Source organism: Streptococcus sp. 27098_8_103 (assembly GCF_041432345.1).
Taxonomy (GTDB): domain Bacteria; phylum Bacillota; class Bacilli; order Lactobacillales; family Streptococcaceae; genus Streptococcus; species Streptococcus mitis_BV.
In genome coordinates this window covers 35785-47433 of the sequence record NZ_JAPVZK010000002.1, presented here as the reverse complement: position 1 = coordinate 47433, position 11649 = coordinate 35785, and the positions used below count along the sequence as shown (strand labels likewise).

10 protein-coding genes and 1 riboswitch are annotated in these 11649 nt (G+C 42.1%); all 10 genes read right to left on the bottom strand.

The features are described 5' to 3' along the window. Positions 1-118 precede the first annotated feature (118 nt). Positions 119-583: an SP_0198 family lipoprotein gene (locus O3599_RS00705; protein WP_023946810.1), complete on the bottom strand. Its 465-nt coding sequence runs from the start codon at positions 581-583 to the stop codon at positions 119-121. An 86-nt stretch (positions 584-669) separates the two neighbouring features. Then, positions 670-1920: a folylpolyglutamate synthase/dihydrofolate synthase family protein gene (locus O3599_RS00700; RefSeq protein ID WP_023946812.1), complete on the bottom strand. Its 1251-nt coding sequence runs from the start codon at positions 1918-1920 to the stop codon at positions 670-672. A 304-nt stretch (positions 1921-2224) separates the two neighbouring features. After that, positions 2225-2530 (bottom strand): DUF1292 domain-containing protein, encoded by a 306-nt coding sequence (locus tag O3599_RS00695; protein ID WP_000017620.1) that lies wholly within the window; start codon positions 2528-2530, stop codon positions 2225-2227. A 15-nt stretch (positions 2531-2545) separates the two neighbouring features. Then, positions 2546-2965, bottom strand: coding sequence for a Holliday junction resolvase RuvX (gene ruvX, locus O3599_RS00690; RefSeq protein WP_084947789.1), 420 nt, complete (start codon positions 2963-2965; stop codon positions 2546-2548). A gap of 3 nt (positions 2966-2968) precedes the next feature. After that, the gene (locus tag O3599_RS00685) at positions 2969-3235 is read right to left on the bottom strand and encodes an IreB family regulatory phosphoprotein (RefSeq protein ID WP_000507059.1); all 267 of its coding nucleotides are present in this window, start codon (positions 3233-3235) and stop codon (positions 2969-2971) included. 86 nt (positions 3236-3321) lie between these two features. Beyond that, positions 3322-3891: an SP0191 family lipoprotein gene (locus tag O3599_RS00680; RefSeq protein ID WP_084947786.1), complete on the bottom strand. Its 570-nt coding sequence runs from the start codon at positions 3889-3891 to the stop codon at positions 3322-3324. Positions 3892-3956: 65 nt separating this feature from the next. After that, positions 3957-4355, bottom strand: a complete 399-nt coding sequence (gene spx / locus O3599_RS00675) for a transcriptional regulator Spx (protein WP_000591165.1) — start codon at positions 4353-4355, stop codon at positions 3957-3959. Between the two features lie 135 nt (positions 4356-4490). Next, positions 4491-7151: a magnesium-translocating P-type ATPase gene (mgtA, locus tag O3599_RS00670; protein ID WP_024057759.1), complete on the bottom strand. Its 2661-nt coding sequence runs from the start codon at positions 7149-7151 to the stop codon at positions 4491-4493. A 193-nt stretch (positions 7152-7344) separates the two neighbouring features. Further along, positions 7345-7501: riboswitch (M-box (ykoK) riboswitch) on the bottom strand. A 52-nt stretch (positions 7502-7553) separates the two neighbouring features. Beyond that, entirely contained in the window at positions 7554-8615 is a 1062-nt protein-coding gene (locus O3599_RS00665; protein WP_247939471.1) for a Xaa-Pro peptidase family protein, read from the bottom strand. Beyond that, positions 8608-11439 (bottom strand): excinuclease ABC subunit UvrA, encoded by a 2832-nt coding sequence (gene uvrA, locus O3599_RS00660; protein ID WP_247939472.1) that lies wholly within the window; start codon positions 11437-11439, stop codon positions 8608-8610. The genes O3599_RS00665 and uvrA overlap by 8 nt, the downstream gene beginning before the upstream one ends. Positions 11440-11649: the final 210 nt, after the last annotated feature.

Genomic DNA, 11649 nt, shown 5'->3' with positions numbered 1-11649 from the left:
ATGCTAAAAACAGGTAATTAATACTAGTATAACGCAGGTATTCGGTAGAAGGCAAGTATTTATAATCATTTTTCTGAGTAAAAGCAAAAGAGACTGACAAAACCAGTCTCCTTCCAGTCTATTTTGATAAAACAATGCGATCAGACGCTTCTCTATCCCTATCGTCAATAATCATCTGATTGCCATTAATTGCATAAATCTTGGCATCATCCCCAATAATCATGCGTTGATTAGCGGCATCGAAGCTAACCTGCTTGATTTCTTGATCTCCGTCAGTTTCTACCTGTGTCCATGTACCAGTTGTTCCAGTTACCACTAAAGTGATACGGTCTCCTTCGTCCTGACCAGTATAAGTTCCATCAATATTGGTTGGTTGAGCCTCAGGCGTATTTTGTGAAGAACTTGTCGCTGCCTGGTTTGAATTTTCTGCCGAAGATGAAGCAGCAGGTTGTGATTGCTGAGTTTGTTGTGTTTGCGATTGAGCTACTGGTTGTTGAACTTGTTGAGCTCTTTGTGAACAAGCTACTAAGAGACTAAGACTTGCTAGAGAAGCAAGAGAAAGTGTGAATCTTTTTAATTTCATGATGAATTTCCTTTCTGCTACCAATTTACAGAAGTTTTTCCTTCTAACTAGTAGTTTTCCTAGTATAACAAGTTCAAAAAAGGAGGTCAATTTATCTGCTCATGGGCCAGCAAGTAGGCCCGTACTTCTGAGATAAAATAGAGAGACCCTGTAATGAATAACAAGTCTTGAGTGTCTGCTCTTTCTTCGAAACTGCTGATAAATTCGCGATAAGAAGGAATTACATCGTAACCTGTTACATCTGTTTCATCCAAAGAACCTTGATAGTCAAATCCGGTCACCTTGAGTTCCACCTGAGGCAATTTTTCAGTCAGATAAGCCAACATCCCTTGATAATCCTTCCTTTTCAAGGCTCCAAATAGGATTTGAGGACGATATCCTTCCTGCTCTTTTTCTTTAGTAAATTCAACCAAGCGAGTCAAGGCAGGGAGGTTATGAGCACCGTCCAAGTAAATTTGAGGACGAATACGCTCCAAACGCCCAGCCCAATGGGTCTTCTCCAAAGCCTGTCTTACAACCTGTTCATCAACAGCTTCCTTTCCTTCTCTCATAAAGAGAAGAAACGTTTGTAGCGCCAAGGCCGCATTTTCCTGCTGATAAGCTCCTTCCAAGCCTATTTTCAACTGTGAAAGGTTAGCCAAAGAGCTTGAAAAATCCCCATTCAGCATTGAAAAATCCTGACCTGCCTGATAAAGGTCAACAGCTAAAGATTCTGCTTTTTTCTGACAAACAAGCCTAGCTTCTGAAGGCAACTTCGCAAGTACTGCCTTTTTACCAGCCTTAAAAATACCAGCTTTCTGCTCTGCAATTGCTGCTATACTGTCACCCAGAGTCTCCTGATGATCAAGTCCGATGGAAGTGATGACAGCAATCTCTCCAGTTACCACATTGGTCGTGTCTAGTAAACCACCAATTCCCACTTCTAGTAAAAGCAAATCCACCGCTTGCTCTCTAAAATAAAGAAAAGCAATCAAGGTCAGCAATTCAAAAAAGGACAACTGATCATGGGTTTGCAGAAGCGTTTTCTCCATCTCCTTGACCTGATTAGCCAAACGGATGAAGTCTGCATCAGCTATAGGTTGTCCATTAATGCAGATTCGATCATTGATAGAGACGATATGAGGGGAAGTAAAGGTCGCAACTTTTTTGCCATGCCCCATAAATAACTCCCTCATAAAAGCAATAGTAGATCCTTTCCCATTAGTCCCGGTTACATGGATAATAGGATAAGACTTCCCGGGATTCCCCAACAAATCCACCGCTTGTTGCATTCGGCCCAAACCTGATCGAAAATTCAAACCAATCCGACTATGGAGCCATTCTTCTACTTCAAACATATACATCTCCTTAATTACAGGTTCAATCAACTGCCTCAATAAAGTCTCATAACTAACAAAAACGAGGCCAGGATTTTCGTCCCGACCTCTCACTTGGTTAGCTAATAACTAGCTACTATGAAGTTAACGTGGGCTAAAAACATCCACTGGATGTGCCTGCGTTTCTAATTTCTAGCGCAGGGCTAAACACGTCCACTGGATGTTCCAACTCTTCCAATTTCTAGGAGTTGGGCTGATACAGTCTCCCAGACTTACTTACGGTCTTTATTTTTAGCGTAAGGGTAAAAATGTTCACTGAACATTTTTACTCCTCCATAAAGCTGTTGAAGACTTCTTCAATCATGTTCCATTCGTCTTCTGAGTCTTCTGGAATTGGTTGCAATTCGCCTTCTGTTCCATCTTCGTTTTCGATGAATGAGTATGCTTGGATTTCAACTTGTCCGTCTTCGTCTTCTTCTGCGTTAACTGGTACTAGAAGAACATAGTTTTTACCAAATTCTTCTTTTCCGTCAATGGTCAAAAGGATTTCAAACAAGGTTTCATTTCCTTGCTCATCTACCAGTGTAATTAATTCACGTTCTTCGTGGTCGTGGTTATGATCGTGTGACATAGCCTCTCCTTTATATTAAAATTTTCTATCTAAATAGTTTTGTAAAATCAGCTGAGCTGCTAACTTATCAATGACTTTCTTGCGCTTGTTACGGCTAATATCTGCTTGTTCAATCAACATGCGCTCTGCGGCAACTGTTGTCAAGCGTTCATCTTGATAGTCTACTGGTAAATCAAAAAGCTTTTCTAACTTTGCTCCGTAGGCTTGACTAGCTTCCACGCGCGGTCCGCTTGTGTTGTTCATGTTTTTAGGCAAGCCCACTACAAATCGTTCCACCTTGTAAGTATCAACCAACTCTTTAACGCGGTCAAAACCAAATTGGCCTTGCTCCTCATTGATTTGGATGATTTCAAGTCCTTGAGCTGTAAAACCAAGCGGATCGCTAATGGCCACCCCTACCGTTTTTGAACCGACGTCCAATCCCATAATTCTCATAGGTTATAGATCGACTCCTTGTCCTTTAAGGTAGTAGCGGACCAATTCTTCAACGATTTCATCGCGCTCATACTTACGGATTTGATTTCGTGCATTATTATAACGAGGAACGTAGGCAGGGTCTCCACTCAATACGTAACCTACGATTTGGTTGATTGGGTTGTAGCCCTTATCGTTCAACGAAGCATAAACATCAGTCAGAGTTTCGCTAATTTCTTTTTTATTGGAATCGTCCAATTTAAAACGTACTGTTTCTTCAGTAAATCCCATTCTAACACCCTCTTTCCTTAGAATAGTACCATTATAGCATAATTCCTTACGTTCTACAATTCAGGCAGTCTATTTATTTGGATTTTCTATTGTTCTGTCGCGCCATTTGCCAATCTGTCTGAAATATATTTGCTTGGTTCATTCTTCAAGAGATTTTCTAAACCAATGTTCTTCAAATATTCTAACTGAGAAGCCTTCTTGACATCCAAAACTTGAAAATCAAAACTAGTTGTTGTTTGAAGTTCTGTTGCACTCAATAGTTTAGTTTCAAGCTTAAATCCTGCTAATTTACGAGCTTCTATGATGGCCTCATCCTTCTCTTCCGCCTCGAGAAGAGCTTTTTGAGTTTCTTCCACTCCATGTTGGTCGATATAAGTCTTCAACTCATCAGAAACTGGACGTTTTTGTTGAATCGTTAAGCTTAAAAAAGTCTTATCTTTATAAGTAATGATTTGGGTTTGTTGGCTACCATCATCTGACTTGGGCAAAACCAAAGTCTTGGTTACAACTGTATTCTTCTCAGCATTTTCAATAACTGGCAATGCCGACTGAAGCGTATCCTTTTCTGTTTTTGTAGCTGGTCCAGTTTCTTTTTTCTGTCCGCAACCAACCAGGACAAAAAGGAAAGCTAGACTAACAAGAACTATTTTTTTCATTTCTTTCTTCTTTCTTTTTGAAATTAAAATAGAATAAGACTGGGAGTTGCTCCCAGCCTTGATGTTTATAGAGCTGCACGCAAACGTGCTTCTGCATTTTCTACATTACGGACAGAGCGTGGTAGGAAGGCACGAATATCGTCTTCCTTATAGCCAACTTGCAGGCGTTTTTCATCTACAAGGATTGGGCTCTTTAAAATTCTCGGCGTTTCCATAATCAGATTGAGGACTTCATTGACGCTCAAATCTTCAATATCCACTCCAAGGGCTTTGGCATAGCGATTTTTAGATGAAACGATGCTGGCTATTCCGTTATCTGTTTTGGTTAGAATATCCAGTAATTCTTCTCTCGTAATTCCTTCTTTACCAAGGTTTTGTTCTTTATAACTTAACTGGTGGGCATTGAGCCAGGTTTTTGCTTTTTTACAGCTAGTACAACTTGAGACTGTATAAATTTTAATCATGTACCTACCCCTTTCGCTACATGTTACTATCAGTTTAGTCTATTATACCATAAAAAACATCCGACTTGCGACCTATTTTTAAATTTTTTTGACTTTTTTCGTCATTTTCGTACTTTTTTCTTGACAAAATGAAATTTACAGCCATTCTTGATATTTCTTGATATAGATTTTTTTCACAATTGTCACACTAATCATATACAAAATAATGATGAAAAGTAAAAAGATGAAATAAATCGATTTTAAAGGAGTTAGATGGAGAAGGCTAGCTAGTGGACTGTAGGGAAGGAAGGTCACAAAGGCTGCAGCCAATAGGGTTGTCACAAGGACTAGCCAAGCTGGACGACTTTGTAAAAAGGGAATTTTGGCTGAACGCAGCATATGGATAACCATGGTCTGTGACCACATGGACTCGATAAACCAACCTGTCTGAAACAAGACAATAAATCCTACAGCAGACTCCGCTCCATGGACATAGGCTTGACCTGTCGTCATGGGTACAATGATAAAATAGAGCAAAATAAAGGTCAAAATGTCAAAGGCAGAAGAGATAGGCCCCATCCAAACCATGAAACGTGTGATGGACTTAGCTTCCCATATATGCGGATTTCTCAAAAAATCTTTATCCACCTTGTCAAAAGGCAAGGCAATACAAGACAAATCATAGACTAGATTTAGGATAATCAAATGGACTGGTGCCATTGGTAAAAATGGTAAAAAGATCCCAGAGACTAATAGGGATAATATATTTCCAAAATTAGAACTCACTGTCATTTTGATATATTTGGTCATATTGGCATAGACCTTACGACCTTCAACCAGTCCTTTTTCAAGCACCATGAGATCCTTATCAAGTAGGATAACATCAGCTGTTTCTTTGGCAATATCTACTGCTGTATCAACAGAAATCCCCACATCTGCAACTTTCATAGAAGGAGCATCATTGATCCCATCTCCCATATAGCCAACAGCATGACCATTAGCCTTAAATTGCAAAATAATTCGTGCTTTTTGGTCAGGAGAAAGTTTGGCAAAGACTGTTACCTCCTCCACGGCTTGAGCCAATTCTTGATTACTCATCTGATCAATTTCAGATCCTAACAGCATCTGATTGATATCTAAACCAACCTTTTCACAGACTGCTTGGGTAACTTTCTCGTTGTCTCCCGTCAAAATCTTTGTTTGAACCCCATGTTCTAACAGAGCCTTAATTGCTGGTGCTGCAGATGGTTTAGGAGGATCTAGGAAGGCTAAATAACCAGTTAGAATCATATCCCCTTCATCATCAACTGTATAGGCATGACCTTCCCTCAAACCTGACTTATAGGCCACTCCCAAGACACGCAAACCTTGTTGATTTAGTTGTCGGACTTCCTCTAAAATCTCTTCTCTAATAGCATCTGTCAAGGGAGTAATCACTCCTTGGTATTCCGCATGACTGGAAATCGTCAACATTTCCTCTAGGGCACCCTTGGTTACCAAACTAACAACTTCGTGTTCATCCTTAACGATAACACTCATCCGTCTACGTTCAAAATCAAAGGGAAGCTCATCTATTTTTTGAAAAGTTTGAGCCAGATTTTGGAGGATATCGTGTTCTTTTGCTTCCTTTTCAGTCCGTTTGATGATGGCTCTGTCCATCAAATTTTTCAAGCCCGTTTGAAAATAAGAATTGAGATAAGCTCGTCTCAAGACGGTCAAATCCAAATCTCCATGTATATCCAAAGGATATTCAAGGACAATTTCGTCTTGGGTTAGAGTTCCTGTCTTATCTGTACACAAAATATCAATCGCCCCTAAGTCCTGTATGGCATTGAGTTTCTTGATAACCACTTTTTCCTTGGCCATAATGATGGAGCCTTTTGCTAGACTGGCCGTGATAATCATAGGAAGCATCTCAGGTGTCAATCCAACACCAACACTCAAAGCAAATACGCCAGCTTCTAACCAATCTCCATCTGTTAAACCATTGGACAAGAAAACGATGGGCACCATGACCAGCATCAAACGAATCAAGAGCCACGAAATACTATTCATTTCCCGTTCAAACGAAGTAGGCTCATCATAGGTGTTCAAAGTCTGTTCAATGGCCCCCATCATGGTATCATCACCAACTGCTAAAACCACGGCCTTGGCACTACCAGATAAGACATTGGTTCCCATAAAGGCGAGCGCTTCTGCTTCTAGCAGACTATCAGATTGTTGAACTGTTGCCTTGGTCAAGGCCAATTTTTCAACCGATTCACTTTCACCTGTCAAGCCCGACTGTTGTACAAAGAAATCGCGCGACTCAAATAAAAGAAGATCTGCTGGAATCATGTCTCCAGCGCTTAATTTAACCACGTCACCCACTACCAAATCATCGATAGGTACTTCTTGGATTTCTCCTTGACGAATGACAGTCGCTGTGTTGACAATCATTTTTGATAGATTAGTCGCAGCCTTATCACTACGGAGTTCTTGGACAAAGCGTATGCCACCAGAAATGAGGACTAGGACAACGATGATAATGGAAGTTGTCGGATCTTCTTGACCTGGTTTTGCCAACCAGACATTGGTCACCAAGGAAATCACGGCGATGACCAGTAAGATAATCGTAAAAGGATTGATAATGGATTCGTAAATCTTTTTGAGGATACTGTCTTCTTGACCCTTTGTGATGGTATTTTCGCCATATAGGTCACGATTTTTCTCCACCTGCTCCTCAGTCAAGCCTGTTAGACTTGTCTTATAAAAAGATAGAGTTTCGTTTAAAGCTGTATGAATAGCTGTTGCTAATCTTTCTTTTGTAGTTTTCATTGGTTTCTCCTATCTGTATGAATGATGTGTTTCATACACAGAGACCAATCACTTTATAAGGGCAGAATGACACAAATCAGCGATTGGCTGTGTATGTGCGGTTCCGGATGATCGTCAATTTGCATCGTCTATCTCCTTTCTTTGATTTAAACAGTAGAAAATCCCACCATAAAATGGCAGGATTAAAAAACTAATTATCTGTTTTTCGTTCAAGCTTTAACTCCATAGGGCAATGTAATGAGCTTAGTCTTGGCCTTCGCGACCAGGACTGTTGACCAACGAGTAGTGTCTCCACTGCTTTGCGGTAGTCATCCGTATCCCTATGGTAGCCTCACCTACCGTTTTCTTTTTTCAGTATAAACCTTTAAAATTTAAAAGTCAATCATTTGAGTTGTTTGAGTCTTAAATAACTATCAACTCTTTTGGAGCTAGGGTCAACAATTCACAACCCGTCTCTGTAATCAAGATATCATCCTCGATACGAACACCATATTTACCTTCAATATAAATACCTGGCTCGTCTGTCAATGTCATCCCTGCCTTAATAGTTTCTGTAGAAGTCTGACTAAAGTATGGTTCCTCATGGATATCCAGTCCAATACCGTGTCCGATACCGTGGGTAAAGTAGTCGCCATAACCTGCCTCGATGATAATATCACGAGGAATTTTGTCAAAGTCACGGAAACCTAATCCTGCTTTAGCCTGGTCAATCAAGGCTTGATTGGCTTTGAGAACCGTATTGTAAATCTCTGCCTGCTCGTCGCTAACATGTCCCAGATAGATAGTCCGGGTCATATCGCTAACATAGTGGTCATAAAGGCAACCGAAGTCCATAGTAATGGCTTCTCCCAGCTCCACTGGTTTGTGCATAGGATGAGCATGAGGTTTGGAAGAGTTGATACCGCTAGCTAGAATGGTGTCAAAAGACAAGCCAGATGCTCCCAACTCACGCATACGGAAGTCAAGGAAGTTGGCAATCTCAATTTCAGTTTTTCCTGGTTTGATGAAGTCAAGCGCATCACGGAAAGCTTGGTCTGAGATAGAACAAGCCTTGCGAATAGCTGCAATCTCCGCCTCATCCTTAATCATTCGAAGGCCTTCAACAAACTGAGTTTGTGGAAGCAAGTCAAACCCTTCAAAGGTAGCCTGCATACGGTGGTAATAAGAAACCGAAATCTCGTCCTCAAAACCGATTCGAGACAAACCCATGTCCTTAACAATGCCTGCAATGACAGCCAATTCATAACGGTCAGCCACAATCTCAAACCCACTGGTTTCTTGCTTGGCTGCAATGATATAGCGAGAGTCTGTCACCAAGACCTGACGGTCACGGCTGATGAAGACTGTTCCGTTTGAGCCCCAAAAACCAGTCAAATAATAGACGTTTTTAAGGTTATTGATGATGATGCCATCTAGTTCTTTTTCTTGCATTTTAGCTATAAATGCTTGTACACGTTTATTCATGATGTAACTTTCCTTTCAAATAGTGTCCTGTGTAGCTGGCTTCATTGGCCGCTACTTCTTCTGGAGTTCCTGTTGCGATGATGGTTCCACCACCGACACCGCCCTCAGGTCCCAAATCGATGATATGGTCTGCCGTCTTAATAACATCTAGATTATGCTCAATGACGAGGACTGTATTGCCATCGTCTACAAAGCGAGCCAATACCTTGAGCAAGCGAGCGATGTCCTCCGTATGAAGCCCTGTCGTCGGCTCATCCAAAATGTAGAAAGATTTTCCTGTCGAGCGTTTGTGGAGTTCACTAGCCAACTTCATACGCTGGGCCTCTCCCCCAGAAAGGGTGGTAGCTGGTTGACCTAGCGTTACATAGCCTAGCCCTACATCCTTGATAGTTTGGAGTTTGCGTTGAATCTTAGGAATGTGTTGGAAGAACTCCACCGCATCGTTGACGGTCATGTCCAAGACCTGCGAGATATTTTTTTCCTTGTAGTGAACTTCTAGAGTTTCACTGTTGTAGCGGGTTCCGTGGCAAACTTCACAAGCTACGTAAACATCTGGTAAGAAGTGCATCTCAATCTTGATAATCCCGTCACCCGAGCAGGCTTCGCAACGACCACCCTTGACGTTAAAACTGAAACGCCCCTTCTTGTAGCCTCGAATCTTGGCTTCATTTGTCTGGGCAAAGAGGTCACGTATGTCGTCAAAAACTCCTGTATAGGTAGCAGGGTTGGACCTTGGCGTTCGTCCGATAGGACTTTGGTCAATATCAATCAAGCGGTCTACATGCTCAATCCCAGTAATCGTTTTAAATTTACCAGGTTTGTCTGAGTTGCGGTTGAGTTTCTGAGCAATGGCTTTTTTGAGGATGCTGTTGATGAGGGTCGATTTCCCTGAACCTGATACACCAGTCACCGCGATGAATTTCCCTAGTGGGAAGCGAGCAGTAACATTTTGCAAGTTGTTCTCACGCGCTCCTGTCACCTCGATAAAACGACCATTTCCGACACGTCGCTCTTCTGGTACTGGAATGGCACGTTTTCCTGACAAGTACTGGCCTGTGATAGACTTGCTGTTGCGAGCTACCTGTTTAGGCGTACCTGCCGCAACAATCTCCCCACCAAAAACACCAGCACCGGGACCAACGTCAATCAGATAATCCGCTTCGCGCATGGTATCTTCATCGTGTTCTACCACGATGAGAGTATTGCCCAAGTCACGCATCTTTTTGAGACTGGCAATCAGGCGGTCATTGTCTCTCTGGTGGAGCCCGATTGACGGCTCATCCAGAATATAGAGAACGCCAGATAAGTTGGAACCAATCTGGGTTGCCAAACGAATACGCTGACTCTCACCACCCGAAAGGGTACCTGCTGAACGAGACAGGGTCAGATAGTTAAGACCCACGTTATTTAGGAAGGTCAAACGGTCCTTGATTTCTTTTAGAATAGGTCGAGCAATGATGGCTTCATTTTCAGACAGAGTCAACTTGTTCACCAATTCCAAGTGGTCAGCGATAGACAGATCTGAAATTTCTCCGATATGTGGTCCTTGCTCACCACCAACACGGACAGACAAAGCCTGGTCATTGAGGCGATAACCATGACAAGTTCCGCAGGTCAGCTCATTCATGTAGAGGCGCATCTGGGTGCGAGTGTAGTCGCTGTTTGTCTCGTGATAACGACGCTTGATATTATTGACAACTCCTTCAAAAGGAATATCGATATCGCGCACGCCACCAAATTCATTCTCATAGTGGAAATGGAATTCCTTGCCATCTGAACCGTAAAGAATCAAGTTCTTATCTTCTTCTGACAAGTTCTCAAAAGGCTTATCCATATCCACTCCAAAAGCTGTCATAGCCTGCTCTAGCATGTTTGGATAGTAGTTGGATGAGATAGGATTCCAAGGAGCCAAGGCTCCCTCGCGTAGCGTTTTGCTGGCATCTGGCACTATCAAATCAGTATCCACCTCCAGCTTGATGCCCAAGCCATCACACTCACTACAAGAACCAAAAGGAGCATTGAAAGAGAAGAGACGTGGCTCTAACTCTGGAACAGTAAATCCACAAACTGGGCAGGCATAATGCTCAGAGAACAACAACTCAGAGTCGTCCATGGTGTCGATAATGACATAACCTTCTGCGATACGAAGGGCAGCCTCAATGGAATCAAAGAGACGACTACGAATGCCCTCCTTGATAACAATACGGTCAACCACGACATCGATATTGTGTTGCTTGCTCTTGGACAAGTCTGGCACTTCGGTCACATCATAGACTTCCCCATCCACACGAACACGAACATAACCATCTTTCTGAATCTTTTCAATAACACTCTTGTGCTGTCCTTTTTTCTTACGGATAACTGGGGCTAAGATTTGCAGACGTTGGCGTTCTGGCAACTCCAAAACCTTATCAACGATTTGCTCCACAGAAGAAGCCTTGATAGCCCCATGCCCGTTGATACAGTAAGGCGTCCCCACACGTGCGTAGAGGAGACGCAGATAGTCATTGATTTCAGTCGTTGTTCCCACTGTCGAGCGAGGGTTTTTACTAGTCGTTTTCTGGTCAATAGAAATAGCTGGGCTCAGGCCATCAATAGCATCTACATCAGGCTTCTCCATATTTCCCAAGAATTGACGAGCGTAGGCTGACAAACTCTCTACATAGCGACGTTGACCCTCCGCATAGAGGGTATCGAAGGCCAGACTGGATTTCCCTGAACCTGACAAGCCTGTCACGACAACCAACTTGTCTCGTGGAATCTCCACATCAATATTTTTTAAATTATGGGCACGCGCCCCATGAATGACAATTTTATCTTGCATCTTTGTTCTTTCTAGTCCATTATTGCTTACCATTATACCAAAAAAAGTGAGATTCTATTACCCAAAAGGCTGAATTTGTAGTATAATCAAGAACTGCTTATTTTATGTTTCTTTGGGGCTTCCTAACCCGTATATCACGCGCTTTTTAACAAAAATCACTAATATTACTTTTCACTACTTGCTCCCCCAAAGTACGCAAAAAGGGGAGCA